The following is an 18,162-nucleotide window of genomic DNA, read 5'->3' as shown; positions in this document are numbered from 1 at the left end:
CAGTATGGACAACTGACAATAATAGTTCGCCCCGTATTGGGAAGACACTGCATAACATCTCCACAGCATTCACCCTTCTTTCTCTCCAAAGTTTCTTTATGATAGAAAAGCATTTCTTTTTGGAAGATGCAGACCCAGCCATCTTTTTCGGTGCTGGCAATTCCAACCTACGTTTAGTGCGCGCCTTGCGTCCTAAGCTACGCATCATGGGGCGAGATAATGTGCTTAAGGTCATGGGAGCGGAAGAAGATATGGCGGAATTTGAAGAGAGTTTCAAGCGGCTCCAACGATACTGTGTCCTCCATAATCAGCTCGATGAGGAACAAGTGATTCAGATTCTTAAAAATGTGGCAGAGAAAGCAGATTATCGAGACAATGAAACCATAGTCTATTCTATGGGTGGAAAGCCTATTGTTCCGAGAAGCTCGAACCAGCGCAAAGTTGTTGAGGCCTATCACAAGAACGATATGCTCTTCATTTCTGGACCAGCAGGTTCAGGAAAAACTTTTCTTGCTATAGCTCTAGCAGTAAGAGCCTTGAAAAACAAGGAAGTTAAGAAGATTATCTTAAGCCGTCCTGCAGTGGAGGCTGGTGAAAAATTAGGTTTTCTACCAGGGGATATGAAGGAAAAGATTGATCCTTACCTGCAACCACTCTATGATGCTTTGCAAGAGATGCTTCCCTCCATGAAACTTCAAGAATATATTGAAAATCGTGTCATTCAGATTGCTCCTCTAGCGTTCATGCGTGGCCGAACGCTCAACGACGCAGTGGTAATTCTTGATGAAGCTCAAAATACTACATCGGCACAAATTAAAATGTTCCTTACCCGTATGGGCTGGAACACTAAAATGATGGTAACAGGCGACCCAACGCAAATAGATTTACCTCCTTCACAACGTAGCGGCCTTATTGAGGCTAGCCGCATTCTACGTGAAGTTAAAGGCATAGCCTTCATTGATATGCAGCAGGAAGACATCGTACGCCATAAACTGGTGAGTCGAATTGTGGCTGCCTACGACAAAGAAGCTGCTACGCGCAAAACAAAATCGTCTGAAAAAGAAGCACCTACACTAAGCGAGGTTAAAGAAGCCTGACTTGTCAGCTTTAACGCGCGCCTTGTGTAGGTGCTTACTTTATAAAAAAGAGTGCCTAAAAATCAAATTGTAGACGAAGTTTTGGTTTAGGCTAACATTCATACACAGAGGTCATAAGATTACTTACATGCATCTCTATCCATCCACTCTACATTCTTATCGCTATTTACTCTCAAAATCTCAACAAACATGAGTGCTCTTACAAAAACCGATTTCCATTTTGAAGGACAAAAAAGTGTGTACCACGGCAAGGTGCGCGATGTGTATAACCTCGGAGAACGCCTTGTTATGGTAGCTACTGACCGTATCTCGGCTTTTGACGTTGTTCTCCCCGAAGGTATCCCTTTCAAAGGTCAAATGCTCAACCAAATTGCAGCAAAATTCTTAGATGCAACTACAGATATTTGCCCAAACTGGAAGCTTGCCACTCCAGATCCTATGGTCACTGTTGGCCTACTTTGTGAAGGCTTCCCCATCGAAATGATAGTACGTGGCTACCTCTGTGGAAGTGCATGGCGTGCTTACAAGAGTGGTGTACGTGAAATTTGTGGTATATCTCTACCTGATGGCATGCGCGAAAACGAAAAGTTCCCTACTCCTATTGTTACTCCTACCACTAAGGCTGAGATAGGAGAACATGATGCAGATATTTCTAAGGAAGAAATTTTAGCACAAGGCCTTGCCACTCCTGAAGAATACGAAATTCTTGAGAAATACACTCTAGCTCTCTTTGAGCGCGGTACTAAAATCGCAGCAGAACGCGGACTGATTCTCGTAGACACAAAGTATGAATTTGGTAAACACAACGGAGAGATTTATCTTATGGACGAGATTCATACTCCTGATTCAAGCCGCTATTTCTATGCTGAAGGCTATGAAGAACGTTTTGAAAAGGGGGAAGCTCAAAAACAGCTTTCCAAAGAATTCGTACGCGAATGGCTCATGGACAATGGATTTCAGGGAAAAGAAGGCGAACAAGTACCAGAAATGACTCCTGAAATTGTAGCAGGTATCTCCGAACGCTATATAGAACTTTATGAACATATTACGGGTGAAAAGTTCAATCGCGAAGAGAATGCGGACTTATCAGCTCGTATCGAAAAGAATGTAAGTGAATATCTAGCTAAATGAATGTTGTATCAACGACATTGATATAACATTCATTTTCGTTGCAACTTTTACAATTTATAAGATAAGTCGTAGCTTAGGCAGATTGCCCGAGCTACGACTTTTCTATTAGACTTAATCATTTAAGTCAGGACATATTACTTGTCCAAAATTCAAGATAACGTTGTGCAACTTTGATATACTCATGATGCTTCTCAATGTACTTTCGACTCTGTAGTGATAGAGTTGATATTTTGCCCTTGTTTAATACTAGCCATTCCAATTGCTCATAAACAGATTCTTGAGAAGGCAGAACATTGATAATAGGACGTAACTCAGGCTCTCCAAGTATTTCATAATTCTCTGGTTCACCTCCGCTTACAACTACCAAACCTTGTGCCATCGCTTGCAAAGCATTCATAGCAGGAGTGTAGGAATAGAGTTGATCTAATAACACATCACTTGAAGCAAGAAGCTGAACATATTTAGCAAATGGTACATTTTCTGCTTTCACATACTCGACTTCTGTAGGATAATTTGCTTTTAATCTTTCCAAGGCCCTTAGCATCACATCAGTTCCCTTGTAAGCATGGCGATGCTTCTGAATACCTATAAAGAATCGTACCTTTGATTCGCTCGTAAAAATCTTTGTCGAGCAAGAATTCCCTATAGCCATTTCATTATCTAACCTGATCGGGAAAGGGATAAATCTTACTTTATCACCAAAATGAGGACGATAGGCTGCATCATATTCATAAAGTCCAGATACAATACCATCACTATTCTCTGCTATTTCTTTATTAAGTTTTCCTTTCTCTCCATACAACCAATCGCGGATCCAAATCTCATTGTCTACACTCTTCCTTAACTTATTGCCTATATTGAAATCACTATAACGGAAAGTTTTACAATCTAGCCCTGCTTCAACCCAATAATGGTCCATCCCAAAAGCCCCCAAAAAGACTTTTCTGTTATGGCGGCGCAAAAAATGATAAAAGGGACGAATTCTTTCTGCTTTTAATGGCAAGAAACAAGGATTTATCAACTGTACGACATCATAGTTTTTGAACTGTCTAAAAGTTCGAAGCAAACGTAAAAAGTAAACAATAGAAGGAAGCTTGCCAAGGCTTGGACGCTTTAGATCTATATCACGTGGGTAATTTTTCCAAGTGTCTCCATCAGATGCCAGAGTAACTTTGTGTCCTAAGGCCCGTAAACCTAAAGCAAGCGTTGCGTGTACATTTGAATAATCACCGAGAAGAAGTATCTTCATGACAACAAAGGTATTATATCCGAAATAATGAACAAATTAGCATGTAAGAATAGCTTGATCAAAAGCATTCTTATCTAGCACACTTTTGTTGCGCAACCGCGAACGGTAAGAGTATATTGTAGGGACTGAATAGTTAAGGAAATGAGCGATGCGATTGCTATCAGTAACGCCCAAACGAATAAGTGCAAAAATCCGGAGCTCAGTATTTAGAATCTCATCACGCTTTGGGTGAACTTGGGCCTCTGGTAGAAGAAGAGCATTGAAATTATCTATGAACTGCGGAAAGAGAGTAACAAAAGCCTCATCAAAATCTGCATAAAAGGCTTGTTCTTCCTTGGTGAGAAGCTCAGCATTATGTAGTTTCTCCATGAGTTGTACATAATTTTTAGTCTTAGATAATTTAAGTAGCTCACGACGATACTCATCAAGTGTATCTATATATCCACGACAACGCTGCAAATACCTGGCTATGTAGGTTTCTTTTATCTTATCTGTCGTAGAGAGTTTGGCATTAGTCTCGAGCAACGCAGCATTTACCTCACGCACCGCAGCCAAAGCTTCCGTGAGTTCACGCCGAGCATAGGAAAGATCGCGCATCTTCTTTCGCAACAAAACAATAAAAATCAAAAGCAGTAAGACAATAAGCAAAGTGAAAGCTACAATCACGAAAGTTATTGTTTGTCGCATCTGAAGTTGCTCTTTGTGGGCTCTATTAATAATAGGGAAAACATTACTTGCTTCAAAACTACGTAGGCGAGCTTTGCAGAAGTTAGCATCATCCATTGAGCAGAGCAAATAATTGTATGATCGAGAAATCTCTCCACGATTAGAAAGTTCAACTGCAAGCTCCAATAATGCTCGATACTCTGTCACCCCACGTTCTAAATCACTCAAAGCGGCTAAACATAAATAATACAAATAGTCATCATGATTGTTGCTAGCTTCTGCAATATCCGCCAACAATGCATATAAATAGGCATGTTGCAAGGAATCTGCATGGCCGAGTGCACGTAAACAAACTTCTCTGGCGTTTTGCAGATTTCCTTCATTTAATAACTTATCAGCTTGTACAATAGCTCTATTAGTTGGATTAGTTTCTACTTGCAATATACTATCACGATAAGACGCGGTCAACTGTTGGAGAACTTTGCGATTTTCTCCGACCTCACCATAATCGGCCATCCATCCGTAGACAGAACGCGCCACTTGATAATAATAAAGCTGTAAAGAAGCCTGGTCAGCACTCACTGAAGTATTCTCCAATAAATTGGCTGCAGATCTGTAAAGTCCCATAATACCATAGACCTCAGCACGTCCTATTCTAGTCCATTGCAAAAGTTCAAAACCTCTCTTGCTGTCTTTTACATTCTCCTCAATAAGATCTAAATAAGCAAGGGCAGAATCACTCTGAAAATGTGCATATGCTCGAAAGAGTTGTTGATAGGTTTCTATGAGTTTTTCTCCTTTCTGCTCAACTGCTTTCGACTTTAGCTGCTGCAGATTATTTAGATACCGTAGGCGTAAGCTTGTTTTTTCCTCAATGGTTCGATCTAATCGTTTCAGAAGTCCCTCTGAATTTTCTACCGTAGTCTTAGCGAAAATCGTTACAGGATAAAATAGTCCTCCTAAAATAAGACATGATAGCAAAAGAGATATAATGCCAGAAGATACTACTGACAAGGAAGATAGCTTATTGCATCTGATTGAATTCTGGATCATCGGGGGAAAGAATACGTTTACCTGAAGAATACTTATTCTTGTATGTGGAAGTAGTAGAATTATGAGAACTCTTGTTTTCATTGGAGTTAATAGGCAACTCAGGCGAACTAGTCAACATTACATTGCCGCCATAACTACGCCAACGAGCCAATATACTTTGTACGTATCCTGCAGTCTCACTTCCTATCATGTAGCCATATCTCACAACTGGATCACGATAATACTGAGGCTTCTGAAGTCCTAGAATATATGGAGCAACATCATCCCACAGTTGTGGGTTCTTACCATATTTTCTGGCCAGAGCCATGGCATCACGAACGTGACCTAATCCGCCATTATATGAAGCAAGCACGAACTTTATACGTTCGTTACCATCTCGTATATCAGAGAGCTGCCCCGTAAGTCTGCGTATGAGATTAGCTGCTCCTTCAACATTTCTTCGCGGATCATTCACTTCATCAGGTGATACGCCTAAACTTGTAGCTGTTTTAGGCATCAACTGCATTAGACCTTGAGCTCCTGCCCAGGAACGAGCATTCGGGTCGAAACCACTTTCTTGAAAACTCTGAGCTGCAATCAACTTCCAGTCCCAACCAGTAGTAGCAGATGCAGATTTGAAAAGATGGTCATAAACAGAAATAATGCCACGCTCTTTCGATAGATACACAGATTGTACACGCTTTTTGACCTGATGCACCTCTTTCATTCGTTGCATCTCTGTTTTCATAACATCGACTTGCTTGTTGTCCGTGTACCATTCATTAAGCGAAGCTATCAATTCCTTGGCACTAGATCTTACCGCCCAAGCTGTATCTTCATTGCTATTGTGAACACCAGCAGCAACGAGTCCTTTTTCCTTCAATAGTTTGCAAGGGACAGGCAGCGCAAGTAAATCAGCATTTCCATCAGATAACATCTGCAATAATTCAGCTGTATCTTTAGCTATTTCCATACGCACTTTCAACCCTTCAGTAGAAGCATAATCCTCAGCCAAAGCATACTGTAACCCCATAGGTAATCCATGATAATCATAGTATGTTTCAGGCCCAGAAAGCGTGACAACGATAATCTCACCAGACCTACGGAGGTCAGCTAGGTCGTATTGCCCTGTTGTATTATGAGGCTCTTTAGTAAATGCAGCAGACATAGCAGACTCTCCCTCGCGTTTAGCCTTACAACTTACCAAAAGGAAAGAGAGAATACAAAGGAAAAAAAAGACTCTCATTTAAACAATGATTAAACTGTGTAGGGCGATATCATGGGGTTCTGTAGGAATTTCTGAAAGAACCTGTTCAGAGAACGCTACCCCCACACAATGAACGTTTTGTAAACTTCGCTGGCTTAAAAAAGAATCATAATAGGCTCTTCCGTGTCCTAATCGATGGCCCTGTGAATCAAAACCTACTCCAGGTACAAGGATATAGTCAAGAGTTGACAAATCACTAAGGGGGGCTGTCGTTGGCTCCCAAATTCCAAACTGCCCTTCCTTCATTCTAGCTTTTCCCTCATAGGGGCACACTTGAATCTTTCCATCAACAAGAGTAGGGAAGAAGAAAGTCTTTTCATCCCCCCATTGCTCGAGCACTGCCTCAGTAGACACTTCAGTAGCCATAGCATAATAAATCATCACCTTGTCCGATGACAAAAAGTGACTATCTTCAGATAGCTGGGCTATTAATTGAGAGGCTGCATACTCACGCCTTTCATGACTGAGTTGCTTCAGCACCTTGTGTAGTGTGTATCGCAAATCTTGTTTTAAATTCATAGCTTGGTCTCATCCACATTTGATGTTTAGGTACTATAATGCTAGAGGCTGTCTTCTTTACATTGGGTGCTTTAGGAAAAGCTTCCCCATTATGAAAAATCCTCAACGCACGCGCAACAAATGGGTCATCATTATTCAGATAGATTACAGCAGAACCAATTCCCAAACGATCTCCAATTATGTTACCAATAATTGAGCGCTCTAATAAGGCATGGGAAGTTCGAATCATAAGATTTCTACGCTTGATTCCATGTTGTTCGGCATAACTAACGAACTGGTCAACAATTCTTTGACTACGAAGGTATTTAGCCAATGGCAAAGCTTGTGAGTATTTATTCAATACTTGACGGTGATTATCTAAATACCAGAAAGCAAACTGGCTGATCGTTCCTGACATGTATACATCTTTATAATAAGAAGTAAACCCAAGTGTATCTCGAGGGATGAAATAGTCAGGAATAATACCACCTCCTCCATACACATTGCGTCCTAAACGAGTTTTGTATATATCTCCTGAAGTTTTTATGCTATCAGAACTGAAATATTCTCCTGTTGCAGCACGTTGAAGAAGGTCATTCTCATAATCTGCTTCATCTCCAGGTTTGAAAGGCTTTTGCACACAGCGACCAGAAGGCGTATAATAGCGTGCTACAGTGAGGCGAACCATACTTCCATCTCGAAACTCGATGGGCACTTGGACTAATCCTTTACCAAAGCTTCTTCGACCTATGATGGCAGCTCTATCATTATCTTGCATAGCACCAGCAAATATCTCACTCGCCGAAGCACTAGTTTCATCAATTAGCACTACGAGGGGTAAACTTTGATAAGCTCCTTTTCCATCACTTTTATATTCTTCCTTGTTGAAGTTCCTCCCTTCGTTATAGACTATCATGCGGTTCCTAGGTAGAAACTCATTCGCTACCTCCACAGCTGCCTGCAAATACCCACCTAGGTTTCCGCGCAAATCAATCACGAGGTTATCCATGCCTTCTGGAGATAATGTAGCCATAGCTCGAAGAAACTCAGCATATGTTTTATCTCCCCACGAAGTAATGCGGATATAACCAGTCCTAGCATCGAGCATATAACTAGCATCAACACTATTAACTTCTACATCCCCCCTAGTTATTGGAATTATTATCATATTTTTCACTCCATTTCGGCGAATACCCAGGCGCACAACACTCCCCTTCTCTCCTTTCAAATTTTTCATCACTTTGTCATTATCAATTGACTTTCCGACAAAGCTCTTTCCATTAATGGTAACTATGCGATCTCCTGCACGCAAATTAGCCTCATCTGCAGGACCACCTTCTATAATACGTACAACTCTTACGGTATCGTCATAAATCATGTACTGAACACCTATACCTGAAAAACTACCTTTCAGCTCCTGCATCGAGGCTTCTACATCCTTAGCTGAAACATACGTAGAGTGAGGGTCAAGTTCTTTCAAAATCTGTGGAAAAGCCTTTTCCACAACTTCATTCACGTCAACCTTGTCTACATATCGCTCATTGATAACTTCAAGTAACGTACTAATTTTATTCCCTGACGTGTTGATAAAACTAACTCGATTTCCAGCAAATTGGTTAGCATAAAAACTTCCAATCAAAACGCCAACAACAACGGCAATAGAGATGTAAAAGGGTAAAAGTCGAGAAGCGTAGTATTTCATTCGATTTTTATCGTTCGTGGTATCCACTCACTGAGCAAGGACGACCAATTTATATACTTTAGAAAAGACTAATAAGCTATGATGTTGAGCCCCCGCTTTTCATCATAAGACAAAATGGGGGCTTATATTTGAATAGCCAGCGGTTCAAATACATACAACATATTAAAAGGTGCATGATAGATACACACCGCTTTGCGATGTAAAACTACTGATTTCAGCAGAAACAACCAAGCTTTTTATACAAAAACAACGAGAATATACCATATCATTCTGACCTTTGTCGAATAGGTCTAACATCTTACGCCTACAAAACAAGCCAACAACTCGCTTTTTATATCAATTGTGTCAGACTCTATTTGCTTTATTATTGTCCCACACGATCTACATTTTATCATTTCAATTCTAGAAATTCACTGTTATATTACAGTTTTCCGTTTTCTAACACACTATCCTTTTAAAGTCATACTGCATTTTAACCTCAATCTCTATACTCCCCTACGTTAACTTGCGTCTTCCTAACAACTTTCTCATCATTTAGCATAGCTATCGCACTTATATCCTATTCGAAAATTTAAGATAAAACTATCTTATTGAAGAGTAAGGTGTTAGAGACAATAGAGTGATAAATAGGTCACGATATGGAAATGAGAGAAGTACTATTTTATTCATGTTTGCAATAACAAAGAACGCTCACTTTCTCATGTAAAAGAGTATCTTTGTCGCAGATAAAGTGAGCGTTCTTGTGTGTGTGATTATCTTCTTGGAAAGAGATGAATTTGTTTTCTACATATTGTATGTTTGATTGATTCCATCAATTTTACATTTAATGCCACTACTTTAAGTTCTTACTTTTTGCTACGTATTTATCCTTATCCGTGTTCATCATTGAGCCATTTCTCATAATTTTCATATAAAGGGTTGGATATGTTCATTCTTACAGTTTCGAGTATTTTGAAAGCTATTTCAAAGGTCGTATACCCACTGGTATTGTAACAAGTTGTTGCAAAAGAATGTGGTATAAATTTCCGATAACATATAGACTTTGGATTTACAATAATGTCAAGTATTTCTTTGATTCTTGTATTATCCAAAAAGATCTTCCTACCTAAAACTATATACTTGATGCAACCGTCAATGCTCAACTTGCCATCGTAGTCCATGATGAATAGTCTATGTTCATCCTCGTTAGCCCAATCCTTATGTTTCAAGAAGAACAGAGACTTCCAGTTGTTTTTTATGAACTCCTCTGGAGTCTTAGCCTCGTAATTGATATCTTTATATTCTGGGGCATTTAATAGGCTATACACCACATCTTCAAATTTGTAAAAATATTGGGACAAGACATGATTATTCTTAGCAATGAAAGCATCCTTGTCTATGACTATACAAACCCCGTTTGAATCATCAGCATAGTGAGCCCACATAGCAGGATGATTAGTACCTTCAACTCCATAACCTTGAAAGTCATAGTTCTGTGAGAAGCTGATAATATGGCATTTCTTCTTGATGTACTCTTCTGCATTGTACATTACCATGAAGTTATGGTTCAGGTACATGTTGTGTACATTGCCCTCATTCATATCGTTGAGTATTGTAAAAGAAGATGGTTTTAGAGTTAAGTCCTCCATTATCTTCTTAAAAGAGTCCAACTTAGTATAATGAAACAATATCCCATCACCCTTATATGGCAGCTCTTCAGATCCGTAGAGATATGTAGGTAATTCGGTAAGTAACATATGATTATACTTAAAATAATATTGATGGTTCCTGTGCTATAACTTTGGTTTAAACTCTCTTGACCACATTGGAGCGGTATCGTTAGAAGGTACAAATTCTACCTGAATTCGGTCTAAGCAATTCCTCTATCTCTCTGAATGAATTCTATATTTAGCACGGGTTTCTTAGACAGAAAACTATAAGCTGCAATTACCGCCATAAGATTCATTGCAAGGCCTTCTATACTTCTATGTCTAGTATGTTCCATCTGAACTATACTCTTCGGTTCACCGCTCACCATCTCGATTAGTGACCTTTTCCTCTATACCCTAATTCGAGATAAGGAATTCTTGTTTATCTCGAATTGGGGTAGACAAGAACATAATTCAGGGTGCAAGGTCTGCAACACTTGATAATCACATTTTTCTATTCTAAAATGTCTGCAAGTTCAGGGGTGAGTGCTACAATTTCATCAGACTTAGCATTATATATAACCATGCCTGTTGAATCTTGTAAGTAGAGATTGTATCTGCTTGTCTTCATTTTATCGTGTTTTAGGTGACAGGTTGAATTTATAGATGGCGTGCAACATGAAGTAGGAAGGGATGACGTTGTGGTAGATTTCGGTGCGGCCTTGCGCATTGACCGTGCGTGTCACGTTGGAAAGTTCATGCAGCAGGTCGAAGCCATCGAGAGCAAAGGTCAGATTTCCGTGCAGAATGCTGCGCTCGAGGCGAAGGTTCCAAATGAGGTGGTTGGTGTTGAGCTGCGTGTCGGTGTAGCCTCGCCGACTGAATACGGTGAAATCCGTGTTCAACCCCACCTTGCCCGGCAGGGGGAGGCGTGCAGTCAGTCCGTAACTGTAGTCCCACGCGCTAATCTCCTTGAAGTCACTGCGTCGGCCAGTAATATGATTGTAACTGCCTTGCACTTTTGCTCCCAAGTGCCAACCTCGTTGCGAATAGTTGACCGAAAGTCGTTCACGGAGATAAAGACTGCCGATGGTGCTCAACTCATGTGTGGTGCTGCCGACCACGTTGGCCATATCGACATTATGGTCGTAAGAGAAAGAGGCCTGGTTGCTCCAATCGAAAGCTTTGTTCGCACCAAACTATCCATTGGTACTGAAAGTGCCGTCGGTGCGCCAGTTGCCGTTTACATTGACCGGGCGCGTCATATAGCCTCCCGTGGCAGGATTATAGGTGCGTTCTGAGGCTAGCGCGTTAGAAGTACGTTGATAGGATACATTCAGGTTGTAGAGTTTCCTGTGCTTTTTCAGCGTAAACATTGTGAATGAAAGGTTTTGCGTAGTGCTTGGCACCAAGTGGGCATTTCCCCTTTGGATGTAGAGCGGATTGGCACTATCCTCCAATTCGAGGGCATAGATAAAGTCGGGCATTGCGCGTGACAGCGAGTAGTTGAAGGTAAATACGTGGCTGGTCTCTCCTTTCTGAAACTGTTGATGAAGATAGACTTGCGGAGAAAACAACGCCTGCGTTCGATTTCGGTCGAAGTGCTGCCCAACTTTATCGAACAACAGATGATCCAGTTCCCAACGCAACGGAAGTTGGAGGACTATCGTGGTGCGGTTTTGATGCTTCGTGCGGTATTCCATGCGCAGGCTCACCTGATGATGCCGTTGCCATAAACGCGATTGTCCGCTGTTGGGCGCGTCGAATGCCTGCATCATGTCTGCCGTTGCCGAGGGGAGCATGCCTAGGGCAAAGTTGGTGTCGGCACCCCATCCCGCAAGCCGGTCGAGGCGGTAGAAGTTGGTGTTGGCATCACGATAGTCTTGCGAATATTTGTAGCTCAAGGTCGGCCAAAACGTGCCAAGGGGCATGAAATAAGATGCTTCCGTATTGAAATTGCAATGATGGGAGGGAGCGTTGCGATAGTGGTTGCGGAAGTCGTTAGTTCCATTTCCCACACCGAGATACTCCAAACGGTAGTGGTCGAATGTCTGAGCACGATGTCGGTCGTAAACTCCGGAGAAATCAAAAGAGAAGAAGTCGTTCACCCCGAACTGTTCAAAGGGACGCCAACGTAATTGATAGGGAGCACTCAAGCGCCAATTCTCACCATTGCCGCGCATCAGCGAATAGCGGCGGTTGCGTGCCAGCTGCTGCAGACGCGTGTTACCCGGGCGAAACAGCTCGTCAAGCACCTCTCCGTTGGGCACCAGCTCAAACGGATTGACGCCCACCTCGCCGGCACGTTGCGTGGCGTCGTTGGTATTTTTGTCGTAGTTGAAACTGATTTGCCCAGATTGTCGCACCGCTTTTTTCAGAGAAAATCGATGGCTCGTGTTGAACCACGTCGTGTGGTTGTTTGCTTCCAAACGACTGAGCGAGAAGGAGCGCTGAGTGGGTAGAAAACTCTCATGGTTGTGGGTGGTGAGCGTGTAGTTGTCGGTGTGTGTCACGTCCACATTGCTCGTCCATTCAAACGTCTTGGGGTGATTTTCGTAGTTGTATTCCGCTCCAGCTGTTTGGCTAGTTTGCAAGCCCTGAGGCAGATAGGACGGCGACCACTCGCCCTTTGCTCCCGGGCGTCGCGTGTCGTTGGTGTTGTTGAGATTGCCGAAAATCGCTAAGCGCGCCAAGTCCGAAAATCGCAGCGCAAACAATCGCGCCAAGTACTTGTCTTTCGTGCCGCGTGCTGCCTCTGCATTGGCAATCCAGCCGATGGAATATTGCCGTTTGAGATTGACGTCCATCACCAGCGGCCGCTCCATTTCCTTCAGCCCCGTCATCTCCTCAAAGTCGCTTTGTTGCTCGTAGACCTTGACTTTGTTGACCATGTAGGCAGGAAGGTTTTCCAACGCAATTTTGGGGTCGCCGCGAAAGAAGTCCCTACCATTGACCAGCAGACTGCTCACCCGCTTGCCGTTCACCGTGATTACGCCGCTCACATTGAGTTGCGCCCCCGGCAGTTGCTCGATCAGCGCATCGAGCATCGAGCCTTGCGAAAGTTGGAAGGCGTCGGCGTTGTAAACGAGGGTGTCGCCTTTCATCACCATTTTTATCTTCGTTGCCCTCACCACGGCCTCTCCCAGCTTTTGCTCCTTGGGACGCTTGCGCATAAGGGCTTTTTGAGGAATGCTTACAACACCATTGTTGCGCCCGCCCAGCTTTACGGCAATGGGTAAGTAGAGCGGGAAATAATTGGGGTGCTGAAGACGAAGAATGTAGTTGCCTTCTTGGGGAATTTTACAATAATAGAGCGAAGCCGTTCGCACGTCATCATCGATATTGTACACCCATTCTCCAGAAAAGAGCACAGTCGAATCGGGAGACAGTACATCGATGGTGCCATCTTCAATAATTGCACCAGTGAAAGCGTCTGCAATATGGCCAAACACTTTGAGAGAATCCTTTTGCGAAAAAGCCGGAAAATAGAATATTAATCCAAGGAAAAAGAGAAAAACCTTCATCTTAATATCTTGTAAAAAATAACACAACACAAAGGGGATAAGTAGTACAAGAGACCACACGTAGAGTCAACCAGCAAGTGCAAAATTACAATACTTTTTTGTAGAACTCTTTTTTGGGGCTTACAAAATTAAGTTTCTGTCTGGGTCTGGAATTGATTTTCTTCTGTATCATTGCAATTTTTTTATCGGTGTAATCATCAAAGTTTGCTTGCTTAGGTATATATTGTCTAATGAGTTTGTTCGTATTCTCGATAGCCCCTTTTTGCCATGAAGAATAGGGATCGGCGAAATAGACGACCGCTCCCAAATATTTCGTAATGAGCTTGTGTGCGGCAAATTCAGGACCATTATCGGTGGTAATGGTCTTGATGTATTCCTTGTAGGGTAGAAGTAGGCGTCTGACCTCCTTAGCCAATGGTTCAGCCTTCTTCCCATGGGCAAGTTTGGTCATGAAGAGCATGTTCGTAGAACGTTCCACGATGGTGAGGATGGCATGACCAAATCGGTCCACGATTAAGTCCATCTCGTAGTCTCCAAACCTCTTGCCGTCAGCTTGTTCTGGACGTTGGTGTATGCTGATTCTATCGGCTATAGGGAAATGTTTGTGCTTAGGTCTACGTCTGTATTTTAGCTTATGACGCGTATGTTGTGCCAAGGTTCCAGTAGCATCAGCATGTATGATGTTGTAGATACTTTGGTACGACACACTGATTCCTTCTTTCTTCAAGACGCCTGATATTTGTCGTGGAGACCATTGTTCTTCTATTATGAGTTGTTTGATTCTCCACACCAATTCAGGTGCAAGAGTAGCATTGTGAACCGAACGCTTGCGACGTTCCATAGCCTTTGCATGCGCCTTGCACCAGATGTATTTGCCCGACTGAGTGCTGTTGCGTTTCAATTCACGAGAAAGTGTGGATTGACTAGTTCCCACGATACGCGCAATCTCTTTTCTTGGGCATTTTCTTTGCTGTAAGGCTAAGATTTGCGATTTTTGCTCTGAGGTTAGTTGTTAGTACATAGTAATACAAAGATAAATAATCTCCCAGAGTCCTCAAAAAGGGACTCATTTTTATGTATTGCCGGTATCGCTCTTCGGGGCTATGCGCCCCAGCTGCGAGGCAAACCCGCGTTTTCTTATAGATTAGAACCTATGAAAAAACGAATGGTTTGTTGCACTTCGATTTAGAAAGTACGAATATTTTTGTAGCTCCGGGCTTTATTTTCGGCAGTAATGGAGAACGGTATATTCGTATTTCACACTCTCGGATGAAAACATGATGACCCTCGTATTGCAACACTTTCTAACACGCAACTAATTAAATACGGTAGGTTATAATCTCTGAAAGTAGAGAACATATTATCTCCGTTATTTGTCGTATCTTTGCAACAGTAGTGCACCGATGCGCTCATTCTTTCTCTCTATATATCCTTATGGAACTCGATATTCTTCCTCTAAATCTTCCCTCCGATTCACATCGCCCTCTAGTTATAGCTGGCCCTTGCTCTGCTGAAACAGAAGAGCAAATGCTCTGCACCGCTCAAGCGCTGGCACAAAAAGGTTGCCATCTTTTTCGAGCAGGTGTATGGAAACCTCGTACAAAACCTGGAGGTTTTGAAGGGAATGGTGAAAAGGCCTTGACATGGCTGCAACAAGTTAAGACTTCTACGGGGATGCTAGTCGGCACCGAAGTAGCCACTCCTGAACATGTGGAGCTCTGTCTAAAATATGACTTAGATATGCTCTGGATAGGGGCGCGCACTACGGCAAATCCCTTTGCAATGCAATCACTCGCAGATAGTTTACAAGGAATAGATTTACCTATTTTAGTCAAAAATCCGATAAGTCCCGACCTAGAATTATGGATAGGTGCCATGCAACGGCTCAACCAGGCAGGCATCAAACGCTTAGCTGCCATACACCGTGGATTCTCAAGCTATGATAATAAACTATATCGCAATACCCCAACATGGCAAATACCCTTAGAACTTCGTCGACGAGTTCCCGAATTGCCAATCATTTGTGACCCAAGTCATATTGGAGGCAAACGTGAACTCATAGCTCCTCTCTGTCAACAAGCAATGGACTTAGGATTTGATGGGCTCATAATAGAAACCCACTGCACTCCCGACAAAGCATGGAGCGATTCAGCTCAACAAATTACGCCTGACGTACTAAATTATATCCTTTCATTGCTCATCATTCGCAACGAACACCAACAAATTGACGAAATAGTAGACTTCAGACGACAGATTGACGAATATGATCATCAAATGATGGAGCTACTAGCAAAAAGAATGCGTGTATGCCGTCAAATAGGACGTTACAAGCGAGATCACAATATTACTATATTTCAAGCAAATCGTTACAACGAAATTCTAGTAAAACGCGGTGCACAAGGAGCCTTATGCGGCATGAATGCAGATTTTATAGCCACTCTATTTGAAACTATCCACGAAGAATCGGTACGTCAACAGATGGACATCATCAATCAATGAAGATTATCCTTGCTTCTATTTTTAAGCAGATAGCAAGGTGCTTCAATTCGCACAAGGAAATCAACGAGAATATGTTTATTTTTTGGGGGCAAATCCTACAAAAATGCTCATAAAAGGCACAAGAAAGAGGAGATTTTTCTTAAATCCAGTGTGATTAGACTATCTAACAGCTGTCTTTACAAAGATATCTTCCATAAACAGTGTATTAACTATCAAACAGTTTTAAAGAGGATGACCAAACAGTAGCTTGTCTTCTAAGCTTCCTAAAAAATCATATCTCTTTGTTATTGTGACGAAACACCTAGAGACACTGTCACAACCATTAAACACCACGTGAATATTGCAGAAAGATTATAAAGGGAAGACTATTACCTTTTACAAAGAGTTTTGTTTAAGGCTCATACTTTTTGAACGAGTAGCACAAACACAAATGAACTCAATAAACTTATGGCTTTCATCTATAAAAAGCAACACGAAGTATAAACCTCGAATGAGAAAGAAAACGTAAGAATATAAATTCATAAGAACAGCTTTCGAATATACACATAAAATAGAGGAATACACAATCCTATGTGTATTCCTCTATTCTTTAAGCTTAAGTTCTCATTGGAAGTTGTCTGACCCAGCCCAACTCTTTTTCTAATCACTATTACTCTCCACTATCACATACCAAAGCACAAAGATATATATTGGCAGAGAGATAAACTTCTACTCATTTTCTAAGAATAAACATCTCGAAACCACCCCTAGAAACAACAAAAGTTGTTCATAGGGATGGAATCTTCCAATGCTAAAGATCTTATCAGATCCAATCGTGTTTTAAAGAATAGAGCTATTCAGGTGTGTCTACTTGATAGTACAAATAACACTATCACGCAACACAAGGCTGGGATAACCATAAATATCATCTCATAGTATGCAGCGTTCTACATACAACCATTAAGTCTGTACTTGTAAGTCAGTATTCTAATTAAAAGACTTTCTATACAACATAGTCTCCGAATGTAGGCTAAACACTTTTATCCTTTCGACTTTACGTCAGAGAAAATGAGAAGTAGAAACTCACAGATAACCAGAAGACTCTATTACCTTTCTGTTACAAAAGTAGCGTTTTTTCTAAGTACAACAACCCTTTCACTCAAAAAAATACAATTATTCCACACTTTTCTTCAGTATTGCTACGCATACCTAGCAAAACGCCTGAAGAATGTCACATAAAATTATGGCTATTGATTTGAAAAACGTAAGACGACAAGCGAGATTTCAAAGCAATCTTTTATTCTATTCTAAGAAGTTACCAGCTAAAATAGGTATCACATAAACATATAGCATCTACAACAGCCTTTTGAGCACCTTTATGTAGTTGCTATATTAGCACTAACTAGTAATATTCATTCAGAAACTTACTTAAACTCATAGATAATTCGTACCTTTGCAAATATCACAAGATAAACAATATTACTACATGATTGGAAGCATTATTATTGGCATTCTTGCTGGCTATATAGCTAGCAAAATACAAAAGGGGGAAGGCAGTGGATGCCTTATCAATCTTTTTCTTGGAGTCCTCGGAGGAGTAATAGGTAACTTTTTATTCTCTTTGGCTGGATTCTCAATCAACAGTATTGTTGGTGAACTTATTTCGTCTATAGTTGGAGCTGTTCTGATACTATGGATATTCTCTAGACTACGATAACTCAGATAAAACCACATTAGAAAGAGATTCTCAGACAGCACTAGCGAGTCAGAACACACTTCACACTACCATAAATCTTTTTCTAAGATTTCTTTTTCCCCAAAATAGATAGAGGAAAGATACTCACAAAGGAGGTTATAGGCTATACGATTGTCAAAAAAAATATGTTTTTT

12 protein-coding genes and 1 pseudogene are annotated in these 18,162 nt (G+C 41.4%); 4 read left to right on the top strand and 9 right to left on the bottom strand.

Going from position 1 to position 18,162, the window contains the following annotated elements; translation table 11 throughout:
- The first annotated feature begins 98 nt into the window (after positions 1–98).
- A complete protein-coding gene (locus HMPREF9999_RS06410) occupies positions 99–1,097 on the top strand; it encodes a PhoH family protein (protein WP_044063322.1) in 999 nt (332 codons plus the stop codon).
- Positions 1,098–1,286: 189 nt separating this feature from the next.
- The gene (locus HMPREF9999_RS06405; protein ID WP_009437698.1) at positions 1,287–2,228 is read left to right on the top strand and encodes a phosphoribosylaminoimidazolesuccinocarboxamide synthase; all 942 of its coding nucleotides are present in this window, start codon (positions 1,287–1,289) and stop codon (positions 2,226–2,228) included.
- A gap of 124 nt (positions 2,229–2,352) precedes the next feature.
- Here the strand turns inward: HMPREF9999_RS06405 and HMPREF9999_RS06400 are convergent, their stop codons facing one another.
- The 9 genes and pseudogenes from HMPREF9999_RS06400 to HMPREF9999_RS06360 form a co-directional block, all read right to left on the bottom strand.
- On the bottom strand, positions 2,353–3,477 hold the full coding sequence (locus HMPREF9999_RS06400; RefSeq protein WP_009437697.1) for a hypothetical protein: 1,125 nt from the start codon (positions 3,475–3,477) through the stop codon (positions 2,353–2,355).
- A 36-nt stretch (positions 3,478–3,513) separates the two neighbouring features.
- The gene (locus tag HMPREF9999_RS06395) at positions 3,514–5,157 is read right to left on the bottom strand and encodes a DUF6377 domain-containing protein (protein ID WP_157049630.1); all 1,644 of its coding nucleotides are present in this window, start codon (positions 5,155–5,157) and stop codon (positions 3,514–3,516) included.
- A gap of 10 nt (positions 5,158–5,167) precedes the next feature.
- Complete coding sequence (locus HMPREF9999_RS10865) at positions 5,168–6,343, bottom strand: transglycosylase SLT domain-containing protein (protein WP_198144630.1); 1,176 nt, start codon at positions 6,341–6,343, stop codon at positions 5,168–5,170.
- A gap of 78 nt (positions 6,344–6,421) precedes the next feature.
- The gene (locus tag HMPREF9999_RS06385; RefSeq protein ID WP_083475832.1) at positions 6,422–6,961 is read right to left on the bottom strand and encodes a 5-formyltetrahydrofolate cyclo-ligase; all 540 of its coding nucleotides are present in this window, start codon (positions 6,959–6,961) and stop codon (positions 6,422–6,424) included.
- Positions 6,900–8,642: a S41 family peptidase gene (locus tag HMPREF9999_RS06380; RefSeq protein ID WP_009437693.1), complete on the bottom strand. Its 1,743-nt coding sequence runs from the start codon at positions 8,640–8,642 to the stop codon at positions 6,900–6,902. Before HMPREF9999_RS06380 ends, HMPREF9999_RS06385 begins: the two co-directional genes overlap by 62 nt.
- An 869-nt stretch (positions 8,643–9,511) precedes the next feature.
- Positions 9,512–10,378: a DUF2971 domain-containing protein gene (locus HMPREF9999_RS06375; protein WP_009437692.1), complete on the bottom strand. Its 867-nt coding sequence runs from the start codon at positions 10,376–10,378 to the stop codon at positions 9,512–9,514.
- A 524-nt stretch (positions 10,379–10,902) separates the two neighbouring features.
- Complete coding sequence (locus HMPREF9999_RS10915) at positions 10,903–11,403, bottom strand: outer membrane beta-barrel protein (protein ID WP_009437690.1); 501 nt, start codon at positions 11,401–11,403, stop codon at positions 10,903–10,905.
- 66 nt (positions 11,404–11,469) lie between these two features.
- A complete protein-coding gene (locus HMPREF9999_RS10910) occupies positions 11,470–13,794 on the bottom strand; it encodes an outer membrane beta-barrel protein (protein WP_009437689.1) in 2,325 nt (774 codons plus the stop codon).
- An 85-nt stretch (positions 13,795–13,879) separates the two neighbouring features.
- Positions 13,880–14,806, bottom strand: a pseudogene (locus HMPREF9999_RS06360) (IS30 family transposase); the annotation flags it as partial.
- A gap of 422 nt (positions 14,807–15,228) precedes the next feature.
- Between HMPREF9999_RS06360 and HMPREF9999_RS06355 the strand changes: the two are divergent.
- Entirely contained in the window at positions 15,229–16,293 is a 1,065-nt protein-coding gene (locus HMPREF9999_RS06355; RefSeq protein WP_009437686.1) for a bifunctional 3-deoxy-7-phosphoheptulonate synthase/chorismate mutase type II, read from the top strand.
- Between the two features lie 1,465 nt (positions 16,294–17,758).
- Entirely contained in the window at positions 17,759–17,989 is a 231-nt protein-coding gene (locus HMPREF9999_RS06350) for a GlsB/YeaQ/YmgE family stress response membrane protein (protein ID WP_009437685.1), read from the top strand.
- Positions 17,990–18,162 lie beyond the last annotated feature (173 nt).

Source organism: Alloprevotella sp. oral taxon 473 str. F0040, assembly GCF_000318095.2.
Lineage (GTDB): Bacteria > Bacteroidota > Bacteroidia > Bacteroidales > Bacteroidaceae > Alloprevotella.
This window is presented reverse-complemented; position numbering and strand designations above follow the sequence as displayed.

Bases quoted from the DNA above. Each gene is read 5' to 3' on its own strand.
- HMPREF9999_RS10910 (WP_009437689.1), bottom strand. From the start codon at position 13,794: ATGAAGGTTTTTCTCTTTTTCCTTGGATTAATATTCTATTTTCCGGCT.
- HMPREF9999_RS06405 (WP_009437698.1), top strand. From the start codon at position 1,287: ATGAGTGCTCTTACAAAAACCGATTTCCATTTTGAAGGACAAAAAAGT.
- HMPREF9999_RS10915 (WP_009437690.1), bottom strand. From the start codon at position 11,403: ATGGCCAACGTGGTCGGCAGCACCACACATGAGTTGAGCACCATCGGC.
- HMPREF9999_RS06400 (WP_009437697.1), bottom strand. From the start codon at position 3,477: ATGAAGATACTTCTTCTCGGTGATTATTCAAATGTACACGCAACGCTT.
- HMPREF9999_RS06355 (WP_009437686.1), top strand. From the start codon at position 15,229: ATGGAACTCGATATTCTTCCTCTAAATCTTCCCTCCGATTCACATCGC.
- HMPREF9999_RS06410 (WP_044063322.1), top strand. From the start codon at position 99: ATGATAGAAAAGCATTTCTTTTTGGAAGATGCAGACCCAGCCATCTTT.
- HMPREF9999_RS06380 (WP_009437693.1), bottom strand. From the start codon at position 8,642: ATGAAATACTACGCTTCTCGACTTTTACCCTTTTACATCTCTATTGCC.
- HMPREF9999_RS06375 (WP_009437692.1), bottom strand. From the start codon at position 10,378: ATGTTACTTACCGAATTACCTACATATCTCTACGGATCTGAAGAGCTG.
- HMPREF9999_RS06385 (WP_083475832.1), bottom strand. From the start codon at position 6,961: ATGAATTTAAAACAAGATTTGCGATACACACTACACAAGGTGCTGAAG.
- HMPREF9999_RS06350 (WP_009437685.1), top strand. From the start codon at position 17,759: ATGATTGGAAGCATTATTATTGGCATTCTTGCTGGCTATATAGCTAGC.
- HMPREF9999_RS10865 (WP_198144630.1), bottom strand. From the start codon at position 6,343: ATGTCTGCTGCATTTACTAAAGAGCCTCATAATACAACAGGGCAATAC.